Here is a 19,316-nt window from a genome sequence, read left to right on the forward strand (position 1 = left end):
CACTTACTGGTTACTTTACATCAATCTTCTTGATGTGTTTCTCTGACTTAGGTATGGTTACATGTAATACTCCATCTGAAAAACTAGCAGATACTTTATCTCGCTCCACATTTACTGGAAGCTGAATAGACCTATAGAAAGAGCCATAGTACCTTTCTCGATGATAAAACTGCTTATCTTTTGACTCGTTATCACATGTCTTTTCACCCTTCACTATTAAGCTATCGCCAGATATACTAATATCTATGCTTTCTTTGGAAATACCTGGTAACTCTAATGAGAGGCAATAGCTTTCCTTTGTTTCATAAAAGTCACAAGCTGGTAATAGACTGTTGCTTCTTCTGGAAAGCTCTGGATTCCATCCTGTAAAGAAGCTATCAAATATGTCATCAACGGCCCTTTGTAACCCTCTTACACTAAAGTTATCACGGTTATTGTTTTTATTTGAATGAACTATATTACTCATGTTGTACCTCCTTTCACTAATATGTGCATTATGTAATCATTCCACTTGTTAGTTTCAATACCTTATACCAAATATCATAAATAAGTAGGCAAATAACTCACAGAACAAATAGTTTTGATCGAACTTTCCGTAATATTACGAATGAATGCACATATAGTATCCTCCAATAAACTAATACCAATTCCTAAAAATAAATAGACAAATAAAGAAAAATTTCTAAAATAGAACAATTTAAGAATTAGTGAGGAGTTATGGCAGGAAAAAGTAAAGCAATAGGAGAAGAATGATATAATAAGTGTAACCTGGAATTAAAGAAGCACGGAATAAGAGGAGAGATAGGAAGAAGATTACAGGCAATAATATCTGGAAAAGAATATGGAATAACAAAAGTTGCTCAAATATACCGAATTACTAGAACTACATTGATGAAGTGGATTACAAGATTTAAGGAAGGAGGAGTCGATGCGTTTAAAATACAACCAGGACGTGGAGTAAAGCCGAAGTTGAGCTACAAGCAGCAAGAAGAAATTAAAAATGTCATAGCAGAAGAAGGAGCCAACCTAACGGCTAAGAAATTAAAAATCATAATTGAGAAAATGTTTTCTATTGAGGTAAGTAAGTCTACAGCACATGGACTGATGCAAAAGTTAGGTTTTTCGTATATTACTCCAAGGCCTGTGCACAATAAACAGGATAAAAATAAACAAGAAAAGTTTAAAAAAAAATCTTAATGAAACTATTGTCACGTATCCCGAAAAAGAGCTATTTTTCTTCGATGAATCGCGGTTTGGCACACATTCAAAGATTGGACACGGGTGGTTTAAAAAAGGCATTAGGACACAGGTTAAGGTGAAATTAGGTAGGCAAAACTTTTATCTCTATAGTGCAGTTAATCCTAGAAATGGAGAGACTTCTAGTTTATTCGCACCAAACGTCAATACTGATTGTATGAATATATTCCTTGAGCAGATGTCACAATATTTAGGAACAAGGGAGGCATTTCTTATTGTGGATTGTGCAGGATGGCATAGATCCAAAGGTTTAAAAATACCACAAAATATTACCTTAATCTACTTACCTCCATATTCACCAGAGTTAAATCCAGTAGAGCGTTTATGGCAATATTTGAAAGACAATCTCATTAAAAATAGAATATATGACTCTGTTAGTTTATTGGAGGATACTATATGTGCATTCATTCGTAATATTACGGAAAGTTCGATCAAAACTATTTGTTCTGTGAGTTATTTGCCTACTTATTTATGATATTTGGTATTATACCTAAATTTTGGATTAGTGATAAAAAAGCTAGAGGAAGAATGGACTATGGATTTGTCGAATTGGACTTTGAATACTTGATATCTTCTTTCCAGATAGATTGAAAACGAAGTTGTATAAAAAATGCTGCTTTGAATGGTTATTTTTGAAATATTTGAGCCTGATTTTTAAATTCCCCTTTCATTTACTAACTGATTGCAATAAGCTTCTTTCATAAAGCTAGATGGAACATATGATTTTTCTATTGTACAATCTGACTGTTTCATAGTTTTAGCTAACTCTTCAGAAACGTCACTGTTTATTTCAAAATAACCATCTTCTATGCCTATAGAAACATTTTTTCCTCCTAAAAGACAGCTCCCCCCTAAACTTGATTTATCCTCCAACTTACTAAAACGTGCTATGCTTTCTTCGTTGGCGAGCTTTACTTCTATTTTATTATTATCTCTATCACTAGGAGATAAATAAACACTGACCTTCCCAAAGTAAGTAGTAAAAGACATTTCAATTCTACCCTCCGAAATGTCGGTGTAATTCCTAACTCCTTCTTCATTTTCAACTCTAACTATACTTTCTCCAACTTGAAGCATACCAATTTCCAGACCTAAATTTTTAGCTTTTTTATTGTTGAATATTCTTGCAACTTCGACAACACTATCTTTTGGATATTTTATACAAAAGTGTCCATTGTCCATCTCTAACTCAAAATCATGATCATCAGTTTTTACACTTACGTCTACGATACTTTTGTACACCAAGTCCTTAAGTTCTAAAAGTATTTTTTCTCGTTGATCTAGAGCGTATCTATCTGAGCAAATTATGTTCACGAAATCGCCATGTTCTTCATCGCTAAATCTATTTAAAGACGCACCTCTTGATACTATTTGCAATATCTTTTTCTCATCTAAAAATCCATAAATTCGGGTAGTATCGTAAGAAAAATATAGCTTTTGCAATGTATCAATTATGCGATCCACTAAAGATATATTAGCTTTATACGGAAGAGTGAACATTACTCTTTGTTTCAGCGCCTCGCTTACAATTTTATCAAGTCTTTTATTGCACTCTTCATAATCCTCTTCATTACCATAGTTACCCAAAGCATCCAATTCATCATGAATATTATCTATTTTTTGCCAAATACTTTCATATTTTTCTCTTTCTCTTTCTCTTAATTTTACTTTTGCTAAGGAAAAAGAATCTTTTTTACGTATTATGTTTGCATTGTAGACTAGTTGACCGTAGGTCCTACCAACAATTTCATCATAATCAAAGCAATAGCTAACATTATAGTCACTTTCACTAGTTGATTCCTGATCATTGCTACTTTCATCGTCATCTTTATTCCATACTTCAATATCGTAATCAGTGTTTTCAAGGTTTTTGTCTTCACTTGTTCGATAATCTTGATTGTTTTCTACTTTTTCGTACAGCCAGGTTGATTTTTGATCATCGCTACTTTCATCGTCATCTTCATTCCATACTCCAATGTCGTAGTTAGTATTTTTAGGTTTTTTATCTTCACCTGTTTGATAATCTTCTGCTTCTCTATATAGCCATATTGATTCCTGGTCATCATTATCATTGATACGCCTCATTTCCACTTTTGTTGTAGACTGAGGTCTTACTATTTCTTTTCTTACGTTTTCTTTGTTTAATTCATCTTCAAGAGACACTTCATTACTAATATAGAAGTTTTTCTGTTTTAAACTCTCATTTTCATTCTGCAATGAACTAAATTCTGCAAACAGTTCTTCACGCTCTGATAAATAAACATAGAGCTGGCCTATTACATCATTAAGTTCCTTATCTTTTTCTAATATCTGGTTTTCATAATTACTCTTCAAATCCTCTATACTGTCTACCAGCACTACACTTTCTTTTCTTAGTCTACTTGAGTTAGATTCAACCAAATTTAACCTTTGCTGTAACTCTTCATTTTTTTTGTCTATCATCTGTATTTCACTCTTCATATCTTCTAATTTGCTGTCCAAGTTCCCTATTATGTCATTTTTATTCTTCACGTCCAATAATACTTTTTCTATTTCTTGTTTTAGCTGTTCAATTTCTTGGCCATTTTTAGTTAATTCTCTTGTTTTTCTTTGTAATTGAGCTTCAAGCTCTTTAATTTTCTTTTCTAGGATCTGATTTTTCTTGCTGAGCTCACTCACTTCTTGATCATACTCTTCCGCTATACCTTTATAGCATTCCAAGAGCTTTTCATTTTTCTTGAGATCAAAGTTTTCTTGTTGCAGCCTTTCTATTTCACCATCTGAATTATCTATTACTTGGTTACCCTCACTACCAATCTCAAATATCTCTTCAGAAGTAATCGTAAAATCTTTAAATACGCAAGGCAAAGTAGTGTCTTCAAGGTTATTACTATCAAATGAGTTATATTGTACTACCTGCCTTGAACTAGGCATACTTATACCTTTCTATTAACAAAGGCACACAATGCATTATATTTACTATATACGCAACTGATTTAAACATAATTTATTTACTAATTCATATTGTGAATTTTTATAAAATAGGTTTATATGCAAAATATTATAATAACGTTAAAGCACGTAGCTAATACCATTATTAGTACAGTATAAAGGGCCTTTTTGCCTATAATTGAAGAGTTTAAGCAAATTCATAATATACCTCATTTATCTTCTAATAACGAAAATTTGTATCGAAACAGATAAGACCATAAGTATGAAATTCAAAGAGGAATGAATCAGTTAAATCAAGAATAGATGTTGTGTTATAGTAGTGATTATGCTAATTATTGGGTCGTTTGGTTAAAAGGTAATTGTGAAAAGGGGTAAGAATTTGACTGAAGATAAAAAATTAGCATCTGATATTCTAAAAGAGGTTGCAGGTACTGGTACTGCTGATAGTGATAAAGTGACATTGTTTGACATTAAAACAGCTTTACAAGAACGTGGTTTTGGTATTTTAATAATCATCTTCTCCTTGCCGCTATCGGTGCCTATACCGGTTCCACCTGGTTATACAACTATTCTTTCTATACCTTTAATCTTGTTTTCATTACAACTTCTGCTTGGGTTTCATTCTCCCTGGATGCCACGTTGGTTGGAAAGGAAATCCTTTAAACGTTCAACATTAGCCCTTGTGGTTAAAAAAACTTTACCTGCATTAAAAAAAATAGAAAAGTTCATGAAACCGAGAATGTCTTTTATCTTCTGTGGGCCAGGTGAAAAGATTTTGGCATTTATAATGCTGGTTTGCGTATTGGTGATAGCCAATCCGTTTCCGTTGACTCACTTCATTCCAGCAATCGGTACGACTCTTATTTCACTTGGTATTATGAATAAAGACGGGCTTGTCTCGATACTTGGAGTGTTGGTATCCTTGTGTGGAATATTATTTGCTCTTATTGTAATAGTAAAAGGTCCACAGCTTATAATTAGTGCGTTTTCTTTTCTCAAGAGTTTTGCATACGGTTAATCTTGAGCTATTAGCAAATTAGATATTCTATAGAAATACCATGGCAACCAGTGTGGAAGCAAATTCTTTTGTTTACTGTTTGTGTCTCAAAAGCATAAAAAAGTACGTACTGTTGTGAGAACAATTTAAACAAAAGCGGCGTTTTAAAAGTAAAAGCTTGGAATTTTTACAACAAAGTTAGGCAAAACAGTTCATATGTAGATTTAGCGAAAGTAAGGCAATATAGGTGATTTCAGCGTATAATAAAATCACCATATAAAAAAGTTCGTATGTATCGTTTGGAAGTCCAATCCATACCAAAAAAACTTGTTCTCACCGCACTTGGTTTTGAGCGCTGAAAATGGTTGATTTACTTGAGATATTAATAATATAGTTTACTGAATTAATAGTAATTCATTTGAGAATAAAAAGAAAAATTTATGATAATTTTACATTTCAAATCGATATTGTTCTTTTTATAAAAAATATTCCTATACTGCGCAAGGTCAAGTTTTAACCACATCAATTTTTCTTTCAAATTAAATCTTATCTTTTACAATGGGTCTTACGTTTAAATTATTTGATACCCAAAATTAAGGAAGCCATTTTAAACGGCACACAACCTCAGCATCTAAAACTAGCTGATTTGAAGGAAATATCACTCTCATGAGAGGAGCAAATGAAGGTGCTTTACGGACAAGAGTCTTAATAATAGTCTTCTATATTATTGTTAATAAACACCACCATAAAATATCTTACTATTACCCACAAATAAAAACATAGTATTGTATTTACTCAAATAATTTAATTTTATTAACCTGAAAGCTTATTGGATTAAAATTATTAAACTAAGAGTTATAATTTTAGCAACTAAAAGCTGTAAATTGCACCATATAAACAGTTATTTCAAGCAAAAGTTATGCCATTAAGAGCTACGCAACAAACATTTATATTTGTGGGTAATAGTAAGATAAAATATGCAGAAACAACCTAGAAGACCGATTACAACCAATGCGTAAATATAGAGTAAAGAAAACTTCATCCACCTATTAACTTCTACCTACTACCTCTACTATTGCTATGGTTATAAACTCTACTCACTCCATCAATTTTATCTAATGCAGACTGCGGGTTACCAAAATCAATTGATATCACTCTTTCTCCGCCTAATTGTAATGCTCCTCCACCTCCACGCTGTGGGTATTGGAGTCCTAAAAATTGTAATAGTAATGGATCAATTTCATGTTGAATTCCTGGATGATCTTGAATCAGTCTACCCCTAGGAGAAGATAGAGGATCATTTTGGAATAATTGTGAAATATTTCTTCTCCGATTTTTAAAGTATTGTTCATTTCTTTGAGATTGTCTAGTGTCATTTCCAATGCCTACACTAAGAAGACCACGTATATAACCTATAATACCCTCACCTTTCTCTCCAAAGTTATTATTTCCCTGTAAAGCTTGATCAATAGCTTGGTTAATATCCCTAGCATTTTCGTATACCCATATGCCACAATTATGGCCATCTGTTTGCTGATGAACGGAAACATTATGGACATTATCATCGTTAATATCACATTCTCTTAAAGCTCCTCGAATATTATTGTCAATACCACTATCTGGACCAAGTGAATCAGCATAATACCCATAATAATTTCCATTTTGGTGTACAATAACTAATGTAACCCAATGACGATTACCTACATTAATAATAGCAATTAATCTATCTTTTTCACCCGAATCTACTTTTTGTTTAAAGTTAGCTATGTGACTACTTAATAAGCCCCTACCTGTTGGATCATTTTGATTTCCATCGACTCCTACTGAAGTTATTGTAAAATCATGACGATTATTAGTTGGATTAGATCGATCATCATAGAAAGTATATTGTTGTGCAGCGAAAAACATGTCATGAGTTTGTAGCCAATAACGATAATTTTGATTATCTGTTGCAAAGTCTAGTGCAAGTAGATCATGCACATCTTCTATCTCACGAGCGTTGTTTCTACGAAGGATAGCATTTATTTGTTGTAATATTCCTTGTGCTGTAGGAGTACCACCTCCCCTTATTCTTGACTTTAATGTTTCTATTACCTGTGCTCTAGTACCTTGCAAGTAACTAAACGGAACATGTAGATTGTCGCCTATATCAAGCAAAAAAATCGAATTTTGTCCTGGTGCTTTTTCTTCGTAAAAACGCCTAAAGTTTTCACGAGTCTGATCTGATAATAGACCTTCTGGTGGATTCTCATCAATAACACTTTCAGGTCCCACTAATCCTCCTGGTCTTGAACCGCGAACATGACGATCAAGCTTGTGTACATACTCTTCTCTTCCTATCCCTTCTGGGAAAAGTATAAGATTACCTGCTTCGCGTGCATCTCTATTAAACACAATAGGAAACAAAACCACCTCATTTCCAGAAGTAATAGGTATAAATCCTCTGTGTTGTTTCTTAAGTCTTCCGATTTCTTGTCTCGCATCATTTTGCTGTTGTCCTACTTCTTCTGCATTATTAGCAAGTCTTAACACATATCCAATTGGGTGAGTATCTAGGTCATTCTCTCTAGGTTGTCTTAATAATAAAAGATCTAATCTCTGTTCTGTAATTCTTGTGAGTATTACCCTTTCTCCTTCTTCTTCCTGCCCCCTTTTTAAACTATATGTTTGACCAACTTTATACATAGCAAGCACTTTATAAGGATTATCACTAGCATAAAATGTACCATGTAGTATAGAACGGAACTTATCCTCACTATTAACATTTATTGTATCCACAAGCGGCATCAATGCTCCAGAGATCTCTTGAAATAATCCTCTATGCTGAGCTATATTTTTCCAGCCATCATTCACAACTTGATTTAAAGTATTATGTACATTTTCAGTATTGGGCACTTGTACAAGATCACCAGCAAGAAAATTATTTGCATTATTATTTTGGTAATCGTGATATAAACCAAGGTCATTTGGTAGATCAATATCTAGTTCAAGTTGATTATTAAGTGTGCATGAAACTTCCCACACATGAACATCATTTCCATTAACATTAAGAGTCTGTAAATTGATGGCTCCTTGTTGTTGCGCATCGTGAGCTCTAATATGAAGTATAACTATATCAGAACCTTCAGCATGAAAGACCATAGTTAAACATCTTAAACCCTCATCACCATGTCTAAATATGTACTTTGTTATAGGTGCTTCGTCTTCCTCTTCTAGTTCTAAAGGGTGCCTATCAAAAGCACTACTTCCAAAAGCAAAGCCAGTTATGCAATCAAATATTCTATTATAATTCTCTGCATTTCTTGGTATTTCAGCAGGAAGATGGTGAAGCAAGAAATCTCTAACATTTTCTCTAATGCCTTCATTCTCCAAACACTCAAATAATCTTTGTACTAAAGGAAATCTATCCTGTTGAAGTTCTACTGTATCAACACTAAAAGGATCTAGATCTAAATTAAAATTTAATCCAACACAGACAGTATTTCTTGATTCAGTATGGATAGGTATAAATGAAGAAGTGTGTAACCTTCCAGCGTAGCCTATGGCACAGTTTAATGTAACATCTGACGGTGTGTCAAATATAGCAAGATTAATAACAATAGGAATATTTTCTCTTTCTGCTTGATGACGTACAAGAAATGCAACATGTGTGTTTCTAGGAGATAAATCAAGATCGATGCCTATTGTGTAGCGATGACTAAAATTTGCTAAGAAACCTAATAAAAACCCGTGACCCTCAAATCTTTGATTGCGATTTTCAATATTATTTTCCAGTACTTGTCTGTAATTATTATAGATGTCAGTTATGTATGGCAAAATTTCTCTGCGTATTCTATCTCTTACATCTTGTCTTCTATCACTCGCTAGCATTTCCATAAAATTATCAATTCCTTGTTGACCCTGTGCTACTTGCGCAAAATTGACCAACCTACCAAGTTGTCTACGCTGATTTTGATTGAGTTGTCTTCCTTCTATTTCCTTAATTGTTAGTCTGTGATCTCCTAAGAGCCGTCTAATAAGATTGATTTCAGATGCTGAATATTTGGCAAATTTATCCCTACCTTGACGATCTTTTTCACGAATTACCTCGAATACCGTTGCAATTGCCTCTCCCTGACTCTTGCCCTTTCCGTGCATGCATACTTTGTATTGCTCAAAATTTAGGTCTTCTTCCCTTAAATTTGGATTTTGCCGTCTAATCTCTTGTACTAGAGCATTTCTCTCCCTTGTACTGAACCTCAACCCATCACTATTAGGACGATCAGAAATACTGTAGCATCTGACAACTTGCTGTCCGTCACGATAAACAGCAACTTTTAGGTTTGCCGTATTTCGATTTTCACCATTACGTGGATTAACACCATGGTTATCAAAACGAAAATAGACTCTCTCATTTGCATTTAAGATATTAGCATCATGTGCAGTAGAAAACATACTAAAAAAGAATACAGGAAGGAAACGACCTGCACTTACATGATACAAGAAAGATGGACATTGATCTAAAAAAGATTCAAATCCTTGTCTGAATCCTTCAAGATCTCCATCCACCAAACTCCTAATAAGTCCATCACCATTACTCATACAAAATACCCCTTATTTACTACGACCAGAAACACCAAGAGTTCATAAGTGGATTACTTATTACCACTAAGCGTAAAGACGCTTTTTTTCTTATAAGAAGAAACACCACTTACACTAGGAGTTCCAAGCTCAGACTGCGGACTATCATCAACTGGCAAAGTTGTTTTCTTACTACCATGAGCTTTAGATCGTGATCGCAAATTACTGCAAGGACCATCACCTACAGGACCAGGTGGTAAAATTGTTTTCTCTAACTCAGAGAATAATTCTTCTGCAAACAGACCGTAATCTACATTTACTCTTTTACCTTCCCTACCGCATAATCTAAGGTCTCTTATTATTAGTTTTTTAAAGAGCTCAAACTTTTCAGGAAAGCAATCTTTGGCAAATGACATCATATCTAATATTTCTTTTTTCTCTATTTCTTTTTCTTCATCAGTCTTATAAATGTCTTCTCGTCTCCAATTGACTATTAACTCTGCAAATACACCACTTGTAGGAACTGTATAATTAGAAGTATTAACAGCAGCTTTTCTGTATTGATACAAGCTACCACATTCCCAAAATTCCATAATAAGAGATCTAGCTTGAACATTTGATTCAGGATTTTTCAACATCACATCTGAAAGAGAGGAAAGAAAAAGCTCATAGTCTCGCTGTGAGAATATTTTGTCCGAACAGTCTCCTCTTGCTGAAACTTCTTTATAACACCAGCACTGTACCAAATCATGAACCGTATCAAAAAAACATGACTCTATTAATTCAGCAAAAAGGGAATATACTCCTTTATCTTTCTGTGATAATTTCTGTAAAAGAGTATCTTTATCGACTATCTTATTTACACAAAAATCTAAAATAGGGGCGTCTTTCTCAACAGATTGAACGCGAGAAAGAGCAAGAATAGCTTCTGTGAGCTTCTTTTCCTTATCTTCTTCTTTTAAATGATTATAAAAATACTCTACCCCTTCACTCCACTTAAGTTTTACAGCACTGTCAAAACCTTCTACTGCATCATACTTCTTTAATTCCCCAGATTCTCTATCGATCCAGAAATCAAATACAGGACCTTTCCTCTTTATGCTATCTAGTAACGAGTTTCGTACGTATTTGCCAAATTCAGTTTCAGTTTTACCATCAAATGCACCAGGAGGAAACTTGTTCCTATAAGATTCAAATCTTTTTTGAAAGAGAGGATGAATTTTATCCACTACACAGTAACTACAAGCCATCTCATATTTGCGAAGTGGATTATCTATTCCACCTATTTTTTCTTCAGTAAACCTTTGACCTAAAGCAGCATTATCCAACCTTACACCTGACCAGCAACCTTCATCTTGAAATACATTGTGCAAAAACTTCAACTTATCACCCTTAAAGTATTTTATGTGCTCCATAAAGTTATCTTGAAGGACTCCCACCCATCTCTTGATAGCTGACTTCCTCCCGGCAACAACTGCTGGATCTGGATGTTTAATAGCTTCCTGTAATTTTTTGGACATCGTAGCCCGAAGCTCTTTCTGTGTTGGCATTATCCCCCCTATTAAGTATTAACAGTGTCATGTAAAAAAGGCATTATACAGAAATTAGAATGGATTGCAATATTAAAATTACCAGAATAGAGGGTTTAATAAAAAAACGTTATGGCTAAAACTTCTTTTCTTGAATTTTCTCAATATAATCAACAGAAAGACCAGTAGTTTGAGTTATAATGTCAATAGAAACTCCTGCTTTAAGTAGATTCTTTGCAACCTCAATTTTCTCTGCTTTTCTGCCTTTTTCATGGCCGATTTGGATGCCTTCTTGTCTACCTTCTTGTCTACCTTTTTGAGTGGCATCATCGAGTTTTTGAGCGAGGACAGCCTGTTCATCACGAATACGCTTTATCTCTTGTTCATAGGCTATAAATTCTTTTTCTGACCAGTTGAACCTATTTAATTCTTCATACGCTCTTTTAATTATTAGATCACTTCCTATTATTCTCTCTAGCTCTTCTTCACTAGTTTCATCTGCATATCTAAAGAAGTAGACCCATTTTTCAACTATACTTGAAAGCTGATCTTCTTTTGTTTTTGGAAATTTAGGCAACTCAATAAATATAAAGTAAAAATCTTTTAGATCACGTTCATTAGTATCTTCATCGCGAATAGTATGCTTTGATTTGTACTCAGACTTATCAGGAAATAAAATACAATCTGCTATAGCAATAAAGATAATTTCCTTAAGGTCCTGGTATTGATCACCTTTATCGGCTTGTCTTGAATAGGCTTTAGCAGCATAGTATTGGGCACGTTTCTCGAAGCCTTTGGTTTTAGCGACCTGCATTTCAATAATCCATTGCACCCCCGTGGAATCTCTACAGAGGACATCAACAATACTTTGCTTTTTAGAGGCAATATCAGGGTCTTGAATAGTACTTAAAAACTCTATATCCTGTATTGCATTTTTGCCAGTAAAACCCAGAATATCATTGAGGAAGTGAATGAGAATATCTTTATTCTTTTCAGTACCAAAGATACGGCGAAAGGCGACATCATTTTTGGGATCAAGAAACTTCGAAAGAGCCATGAGAAAGTAAGATAAAAAGCATTAATTATTATACACAATTGTGAAGAAATATACAACGTTTTTATACTAAAGCCTATTAAAGTTAGCTAAATTTCAAGAGTTGGGAAAAATTACCTTCATAGATAACCCTAGTATGCACCTTAGACGCCCTTTTGTAGATCTTTTTATCAACTCTTCTATAAGTATATTAAAATGCCAACAAATGGATTCATGATTTAGCAGCCTCCAAAGATACCTATTTAAAGTGAGAACTTCTTAGCTTGTCACATTATAGGCATTTAATATACTAGTTCTCAACAAAGGTAACATATGCTAGCAAAATTTCTATCTGAAACTTTTAAAACGGCAGGTTATGAAAAAGAATGACCGTTAGCTATACTAATTCTTTAGATCACGAAGTAGGAAAGAAGGTAAGAAGTTTTAGGTTAGCAGAGGGTTATACTCAAAAAGATTTAGCGGGAAAAATCGGTGTAACGTATCAAATAGTACTACAATATGAAAAAGGAACACGTAAAATTTCGATTGAAAAGTTGTACTCTATAGCAAAGGTGTTATCAATTAATATTACGGATCTTATTCCTGTATCAAATGAGAAAATCTGCTTTAAAAATGAAGAACTAAATTTAATAAGAGAATATAAAAGGATTGGTGGTCAGGAGTTACGTAGAATGTTTTTTTTACTGACCAAATTTATTCAAGTTAGTGAGAAAAGTAGTAAAAAAGCAGAGAAAATAAAGATTGCAAAAGGTTTGGTTAAAGCAGGAGTTTCTGTTGATATTGCTGCAAAAACAATTGGTCTCTCTGCTGATGAATGCGTTGAAGAAAAAGGAGGTTCTATTTACTGCCAAATAGGAAAGAAGATAAAAGAATGGACGGGAATATACTCAGAAGGATTTAGCAGAGAAAATGACTACAACACGTGATGAAGTAAGTAACTATGAGCAAGGAAGGGTTGCTATTCCACTTGATAAATTATATGGAATAGCAGAAACATTATCAATTAGTATTACAGATCTGCTAATAGAAGAAGATGAGATAGTAGAAAATGAATTACCGAATTTAATTGAAGAATACAAAAAGATTGAAAGCCAAGTAATGCACTAATAAAATCTCTGTTTGAAAGCATGCGAATTTGGGAAGAGAAGGTGAAAAGAGCAGAAAAGATAAAGGATTTAGTGAAAGGAGGAATTTCTATTGATATTATTTTGCAAGCGGTAGGCATCTCTTTAGACGAAATTCAACAAATTTAAGTAAAAAAATCAGCATCTATTAATATCTTAATTTCTTGATGAAAAAATAAGCAAAAAAGATTTAAAAATTGATTTGACTTCACTCGAAAGCTATGGCTCTATGCCAATGCTGATAAAAAACAGCAGTAAATATCTAAAAAAAGTTTGTTGTTAGTGAAAGGTAAATTATATGAATAAAGGTAAAGAAGAAATCGAATTCAGAATATTAGAAAGCAAAGGCAAAGCACTACTTGATCGTGAAATAATGGAAACATTTCTAAGTGCAGTACATGAAAGGCCACAAGCTCAAGAAATTGCTAAAAATCTGGTGAATAGCTATACAGGAGTAGGAAGGATTTTAGGTCGAGAAATGGATGACCTGAAAGTTATAGAAGGAGTAACTGATTCTGCAGTAGCAATGATTATGTGTGTTAAGGAAACGCTAGAAAGGGTACTGAGAGAAAAGCTCAAGGGAGAACCAATCATGGACTTACAAGGGCTAGTAGAATACTTGAACGTAAGTATAGGTCATGCAGAGAGGGAATGTGTAAAAATACTGTACTTGAATAAAAGGTGCCAATTAATCGGAGAAGAATCCTATATTGGTGAAATGGAAAAAGCACCAGTATACATAAAGGAAATTACAAGAAAAGCATTAATAAAAAATGCAACATCAATAATAATGTCACATAACCATCCTGGAGGAAGCTTAGAACCTTCAGAAGAAGATCAAGCAGTAACAAAGAGCTTGGCAGCAGCATGTAGTACTGTAAGCGTAAAATTGTTTGACCATATTATCATCACAAGTGGAGGCTATTTCAGCTTTCGAGAAAACGGATTGTTATAGCAGAAAATATTTGTAAATCTACTCACTATAATTTATAATGAGTAATGAGATGTATAAAGTTTATTGTACGCTTAAAAAGTATTTTTAATAGTGAGGATAATATGGGTAATAAAATAATTGTACCTTTTGATGATAAGAAAGGAGGTACTTATCAATTAAACGTTGATCTTGATAAATTATCAGAAGGTGAGATGTTAAATGCTATTATAGGAATTGGTCGTGTTAACCAGCAGTCCACCTTTGTAAGCAAAACCAATAAGGCTAAAAAACCTGGAGAAGTGCCCTTCCCTAATAGAGACGTTCAAATCAACTACGGAAAGGGACTTGATTATATATATGGCACAAAACCTATAAGTGATCAAGAAGATAAAAATCCATTTACCTCTGCCTTGCAAAAAATAAAGCCAAGTAGAGGTGAAAGTGAAAAGTTGAGCTGGTTTAAGAGTACTGTGGTAAGAGCAAAAAGTCCAAATGAACTGCACAAGGCTGTAGACGAAGCACTAGCTGCTGGAGCAAGGCTAAATGCATGTAATGATGGGGAATGGAGTTTTGCAGCATATGTAGTATTAGGTACACATTTTCACAGATTAGAAAAAAGTGATCGAAAAAAGCTAATACGTAAATTAATGCTAAGCGGTGCAGAGTTTCATGATACTCTACTGCAGAATAAACTGATAGGTGAAATCTATAACGAGCTACAACCAGAAGTTCAACCACAGATAGATAAGCAACTAGAAGAGCTAGAGGAAGCTGGCGAAAATGCTGTGCAAGAAGGAGAATTAATAGATGTTGAGATAGATAATACAACATCGTATATAGAATTTTCTGGGAATAGTAAGGTAGAGGTAGCCAAAATACTGGAAGCAAACAGAAAGTTAGGAAGTAATATCTTAAAAATTGGTAATGATGCAGTTGAAGTTAAAAGTGAGAAGGGAGGTATAAGAAACTATACCGATATTTCAGATGGCAGCTCTATCATGTTAGAATTTCCTACAAGCATTGGTAAGCTAAATATTATATTGTACCACGATGTAAAAAAATATGATCAAGTACAAGTCAGAGTAGAAAACAAGGAAATGTGGGCTGAATTACAACAAAGAGGAGAAGAAATAGGAAAAAATTGTCTTTTTGCTGGAGTAAAACTTAAAGAAGCAGTAGAGAGAGGTAATTTCACTAGATGTGGCTTATGGAGTGAAAAGTATGCTATAAAAGAAGTTAGCAATGATGAAGTGTTGTCTTCATGGGTAAATAGGATATGTAGAGGTAGTAAAGAAACCTTTAGGGGACTTTAACCAAGCCTTCTTTCTTCATTTTACGGATTAACTTCAAGGTTCAAGAAATTTTCTTTTACTGAAGCCTCAACAAAATTGAGCTATAATAGAAAATATTATATGTATGGTTCTTTGCGTGGAAAAAATTCTAGACTATGAAGTAGGGGAAAAAGTGAAAAGTTGGAGGTTAGAGAGGGGGTATACTCAGAAAGATTTAGCTGAGAAAATTGGTGTAAAATACTGGGTAATACTGCAATATGAGAAAGGGAACCGTAGAATTTCAATTGAAAGGTTGTATGCTATAGCTGAGGCACTATCAATCAGTATTACGGATCTTATTCCTGTATCAAAAAGCTGTCTTGAAGATGAGGGAGAAGAAATATTAGATCTAGTAAGAGAATATAAAAAGATTAATGATCAGGAGTTACGTAGAATGTTTTGTTTGCTAACCAAATTTGTCCAAGTCAGTGAGAAAAGTAGTAGGAAAGCAGAGAAAGTAAAAATTGCAAAGGGTTTGGTTAAAGAAGGAATTTCTGTTGGTATCGTTGCAAAAACAATAGGTCTCTCTGCTGATGAATGTGTTGAAGAAAAAGTTGGTTCTATCTACTGCCAAATAGGAAAGAAGATAAAAGAATGGAGGCTAGTGAGAGAGTATACTCAAAAAGATTTAGCAGAAAAAATGAGTACAACACGTGACGAAATAAGCAACTATGAGCAAGGAAGGACTGCTGTTCCACTTGATAAATTATATAAAATGGCAGAAGCATTATCGATTAATATTACAGATCTACTAATAGAAAAAGATGAAGGTAGTAAAGTGGAAAATGAGCTGCTTGATTTGATTAAAGAATACAAAGAAATTGAGAGCCAAGAACTACGTAATGCACTAATAAAATCTTTGTTTGAGGGGATACGGATTTGTGAGGAGAAAGTGAGAGAGGCAGAAAGGATCAAAGTTGCAAAGAATTTAGTAAAAAGGGGAATTTCTATTGATATTATTTTGCAAATAGTCGGCTTATCTGCTGATCAAATTGCATGAAAATTTATTTCTAAATAAGGTATATATGTTTGTTTCTGTAAGAGATATTAGTTCTATAAGCTATGAAATAGGACAAAAAATAGAAAATAGCAGGTTAATGCGAGGGCATACTCAAATAGAATTAGCAAGTAAAATAGGTTTAACATATCAAGAGGTGGACAGCTATGAGAGTGGATATAGCGCTATTCCAATTGAAGTATTATATACGATAGCAAAAGAACTATCGGTTAGTGCTATAGATCTGCTACCTGAACTAGTAGTAGTAAGAGAGTATGAAGATGAAGACGAAGAAATACTCTATCTAACGAAAATATACGAGAATCAAAAGTTAGGCAAAATAGTACCTTCATTAGTCAGGTTTGTTCATATTAGCGAGAAAATCAATCAAGAGGAGGCAAGATTAGAAGTAGCAAAAAATCTAGTTAAAGAAGGAGTTTCAGTTGACATAATTTCCCAAGCAACCGGCTTATCTATTTACGAGTATGATAATACAGAGAAAGAAGTCTGCACTGATTCTATATACTACAGAGTAGGGCAAAGAATAAGAGAATGGAGATTGATAAAAAGGTATACTCAGAAAGATTTAGCAAACAAAGTTGGTTTAACACTCAAGGAAATACACGACTATGAAAGAGGGTATACTGCTATAACATTTGATAAATTATATGAAATATCAGATGCATTATCAGTGAATATTAAAGTTCTGCTACCTAAAACAAGAGAAAGCAAAAAGCTATTGAGTTTAATGGATGAGTACGGAGAACAAGAATCATTAGTCAAATCTCTATCTGAAAATATGAAAAGTGGCAAGGAAAAAGTTAAAAAAACAGAAAGGATCAAGGTTGCAAAAAATCTAGTGAAGGCGGGTGTTTCTACTGATGTTATTTTGCGAGCAAGTGGCCTAACTGTTGATGAGTTAGGTGAGTGTGAAAATTGAATTGTGTTTAAGATATAAGTAAAAGTAGTCAATATATTAACCATTCTAAATCCTTGTTTAGCTGACTCAACTGAAGCATTTTCATAAAGTTTTGCTGCTAATTCGTGTTGTTTGATAAACTTCAAATTTAATGCTTTTAAAATTGATGCTGAAAACACATATTGCTAATGCTAGCAGAGGAGCTAGTTGGTAAAATCGCCACAGCCGTCAGTACTCCCGATTACTTTTCCTGATAATGTGATAGTATTCGCAAGTATTATCATATATTACAAAAAAATCAGTTAGCATTTCTGTTTATTAAAATTATGCAATAAAGCTGCATTTTATATAACACTTCTCAAATTATTTCTACTAAATATTTATGAATATGGTTAAACAGTAGATAGAAGAAACCTTTTCTATTATTGATCTTTTGTACAGTAAAGTTATCTCATAAAATATTAAATTGGGAGTTTTATGGATCACAGACTAAGAGCTTATTTGCTTGGAGTTACCTGGTTTATACTCAGTTTACTTAGTAGTGTAGTTAATGATACTATATCAAAGTGTCTCGGTTTACACCTTCAAAGTTTTGAGATAATCTTTTTCCGTTTTTTATTTAGCACTATTACTCTTATACCTTTTATATTTTACTATGGAATAGGAGTTTGTAAAACAAGTCGAATATCTATTCAAATAACTAGAGGTGCATTGTTGTTTTGTGGAATGACCTTATGGACCTATGGGTTGACTATTTGCCCAATAGTAACTGCAACAATTATAGGTTTCTCAATACCATTATTTGTTATGCTTCTTGCAATTCCTTTTCTGGAAGAAAATATAATTTGGCAAAGATGGGTAGTAGCTGTCATTGGTTTTATTGGTATTGCTATTACTACTAAAGCTTATAGTGAGGATTTTAATCCTAAAATTCTTATTTTTATTGTATCCGCATTAATCTTCGCTATACTAGATGTACTTAATAAGAAGCTTGTAATGAAGGAGACAATAATAAGTATATTATTTTACTCAGCTCTAACAACAACAATTTTTTCCACTCCATCTTTGTTATTTTATTGGCATATGCCTTCCTTGTCAGAATTAATATTACTGCTGATTTTAGGAATAAGTTCAAACCTAATTCTGTTCTTCATGTTAAAAGCTTTTGCTCTTACTGATGCTACTGCACTTGCACCGTATAGATACATAGAGCTAATAATTTCTGCAATAGTAACATACGTTATATTTAATGAATTACCTGATAAAAGTGCTTTATATGGTACTTTGATATTAATACCATCAACCTTATTTATAGCTTATTCGGAAGGTAAGGCAATTAAGAAAAATAGTGTAATACTTTTGGGTAGTAACAAATAAAGATATAAGCAGGGAACTCTTGTCTTGCTAACAGATTTTATATCTAAGATAATCTTCAAAGTTATTCCCTTCTCCACCTAATGCTTAAGCTTAAAACACCAGATGCTTTTTTCAAGATACAAGATAATCTCTAACTTTTGGACGTCTAACGGTAAGTTCTGAGACAGAAATTCCATCAACTGTTATTGGGTTATTAAGTGTTATAGCTTGCATACTTCTCCTGAAAAAGTTAATTAAATAAAAGTCCATATCGGCTTTTACATAACTAATTTTTTTTATTACAGTTTTTGTGTTTGATTGAAGAGG

At 33.4% G+C, this 19,316-nt stretch carries 12 protein-coding genes and 2 pseudogenes; 8 read left to right on the forward strand and 6 right to left on the reverse strand.

Translation table 11 applies throughout. The features are described 5' to 3' along the window. Window positions 1–10 precede the first annotated feature (10 nt). Window positions 11–466: an Hsp20/alpha crystallin family protein gene (locus OOK82_RS03070; protein WP_141456730.1), complete on the reverse strand. Its 456-nt coding sequence runs from the start codon at window positions 464–466 to the stop codon at window positions 11–13. A 302-nt stretch (window positions 467–768) separates the two neighbouring features. Here OOK82_RS03070 and OOK82_RS03075 point away from each other — a divergent pair. Next, a protein-coding gene (locus tag OOK82_RS03075) for an IS630 family transposase (protein WP_264704656.1) occupies window positions 769–1,732 on the forward strand; the annotation gives its coding sequence in 2 pieces (ribosomal slippage) (window positions 769–1,182 and window positions 1,184–1,732; 963 coding nt in all). A gap of 179 nt (window positions 1,733–1,911) precedes the next feature. Here the strand turns inward: OOK82_RS03075 and OOK82_RS03080 are convergent. Then, on the reverse strand, window positions 1,912–4,170 hold the full coding sequence (locus OOK82_RS03080) for a hypothetical protein (protein ID WP_264704374.1): 2,259 nt from the start codon (window positions 4,168–4,170) through the stop codon (window positions 1,912–1,914). 379 nt (window positions 4,171–4,549) lie between these two features. On the opposite strand from OOK82_RS03080, the gene OOK82_RS03085 reads away from it, so the two are divergent. Further along, entirely contained in the window at window positions 4,550–5,206 is a 657-nt protein-coding gene (locus OOK82_RS03085) for an exopolysaccharide biosynthesis protein (protein WP_141456732.1), read from the forward strand. Between the two features lie 1,035 nt (window positions 5,207–6,241). Here the strand turns inward: OOK82_RS03085 and OOK82_RS03090 are convergent. From OOK82_RS03090 to OOK82_RS03100, 3 genes are all read right to left on the reverse strand, one after another. Further along, window positions 6,242–9,766 carry a cytoplasmic incompatibility factor CifB gene (locus OOK82_RS03090; RefSeq protein ID WP_019236548.1) on the reverse strand — a complete coding sequence of 1,175 codons (3,525 nt, stop codon included), beginning with the start codon at window positions 9,764–9,766 and terminating at the stop codon, window positions 6,242–6,244. A gap of 53 nt (window positions 9,767–9,819) precedes the next feature. Continuing rightward, window positions 9,820–11,295, reverse strand: coding sequence for a hypothetical protein (locus OOK82_RS03095; RefSeq protein ID WP_019236549.1), 1,476 nt, complete (start codon window positions 11,293–11,295; stop codon window positions 9,820–9,822). 115 nt (window positions 11,296–11,410) lie between these two features. After that, window positions 11,411–12,331, reverse strand: a complete 921-nt coding sequence (locus tag OOK82_RS03100) for an Rpn family recombination-promoting nuclease/putative transposase (RefSeq protein WP_264686955.1) — start codon at window positions 12,329–12,331, stop codon at window positions 11,411–11,413. Between the two features lie 362 nt (window positions 12,332–12,693). Between OOK82_RS03100 and wmk (OOK82_RS03105) the strand changes: the two are divergent. The 6 genes and pseudogenes from wmk (OOK82_RS03105) to OOK82_RS03130 all read left to right on the forward strand — a co-directional run bounded on the left by wmk (OOK82_RS03105) (window position 12,694) and on the right by OOK82_RS03130 (window position 19,010). After that, window positions 12,694–13,581 (forward strand): annotated as a pseudogene (wmk, locus tag OOK82_RS03105) (WO male-killing family protein Wmk). 169 nt (window positions 13,582–13,750) lie between these two features. Beyond that, a complete protein-coding gene (locus OOK82_RS03110) occupies window positions 13,751–14,407 on the forward strand; it encodes a JAB domain-containing protein (protein WP_264704436.1) in 657 nt (218 codons plus the stop codon). Between the two features lie 101 nt (window positions 14,408–14,508). Then, entirely contained in the window at window positions 14,509–15,699 is a 1,191-nt protein-coding gene (locus OOK82_RS03115; RefSeq protein ID WP_264704437.1) for a hypothetical protein, read from the forward strand. Between the two features lie 103 nt (window positions 15,700–15,802). Continuing rightward, window positions 15,803–16,717, forward strand: coding sequence for a WO male-killing family protein Wmk (gene wmk, locus OOK82_RS03120; RefSeq protein WP_264704438.1), 915 nt, complete (start codon window positions 15,803–15,805; stop codon window positions 16,715–16,717). 25 nt (window positions 16,718–16,742) lie between these two features. Continuing rightward, a complete protein-coding gene (gene wmk, locus OOK82_RS03125) occupies window positions 16,743–17,654 on the forward strand; it encodes a WO male-killing family protein Wmk (protein ID WP_264686952.1) in 912 nt (303 codons plus the stop codon). 456 nt (window positions 17,655–18,110) lie between these two features. Continuing rightward, window positions 18,111–19,010: a DMT family transporter gene (locus tag OOK82_RS03130; RefSeq protein WP_264686951.1), complete on the forward strand. Its 900-nt coding sequence runs from the start codon at window positions 18,111–18,113 to the stop codon at window positions 19,008–19,010. 120 nt (window positions 19,011–19,130) lie between these two features. Here the strand turns inward: OOK82_RS03130 and OOK82_RS03135 are convergent. Continuing rightward, window positions 19,131–19,223 (reverse strand): annotated as a pseudogene (locus tag OOK82_RS03135) (phage tail assembly protein); the annotation flags it as partial. Between the last annotated feature and the right edge of the window lie 93 nt (window positions 19,224–19,316).

This window comes from Wolbachia endosymbiont (group B) of Apotomis betuletana, assembly GCF_947250475.1.
GTDB lineage: Bacteria > Pseudomonadota > Alphaproteobacteria > Rickettsiales > Anaplasmataceae > Wolbachia.

What these genes read in the sequence shown, in the direction of transcription:
- OOK82_RS03070 (WP_141456730.1), bottom strand. Translation starts at nt 466, where the DNA reads ATGAGTAATATAGTTCATTCAAATAAAAACAATAACCGTGATAACTTT.
- OOK82_RS03080 (WP_264704374.1), bottom strand. Translation starts at nt 4,170, where the DNA reads ATGCCTAGTTCAAGGCAGGTAGTACAATATAACTCATTTGATAGTAAT.
- OOK82_RS03090 (WP_019236548.1), bottom strand. Translation starts at nt 9,766, where the DNA reads ATGAGTAATGGTGATGGACTTATTAGGAGTTTGGTGGATGGAGATCTT.
- OOK82_RS03095 (WP_019236549.1), bottom strand. Translation starts at nt 11,295, where the DNA reads ATGCCAACACAGAAAGAGCTTCGGGCTACGATGTCCAAAAAATTACAG.
- OOK82_RS03100 (WP_264686955.1), bottom strand. Translation starts at nt 12,331, where the DNA reads ATGGCTCTTTCGAAGTTTCTTGATCCCAAAAATGATGTCGCCTTTCGC.
- OOK82_RS03110 (WP_264704436.1), top strand. Translation starts at nt 13,751, where the DNA reads ATGAATAAAGGTAAAGAAGAAATCGAATTCAGAATATTAGAAAGCAAA.
- OOK82_RS03115 (WP_264704437.1), top strand. Translation starts at nt 14,509, where the DNA reads ATGGGTAATAAAATAATTGTACCTTTTGATGATAAGAAAGGAGGTACT.
- wmk (WP_264704438.1), top strand. Translation starts at nt 15,803, where the DNA reads ATGGTTCTTTGCGTGGAAAAAATTCTAGACTATGAAGTAGGGGAAAAA.
- wmk (WP_264686952.1), top strand. Translation starts at nt 16,743, where the DNA reads ATGTTTGTTTCTGTAAGAGATATTAGTTCTATAAGCTATGAAATAGGA.
- OOK82_RS03130 (WP_264686951.1), top strand. Translation starts at nt 18,111, where the DNA reads ATGGATCACAGACTAAGAGCTTATTTGCTTGGAGTTACCTGGTTTATA.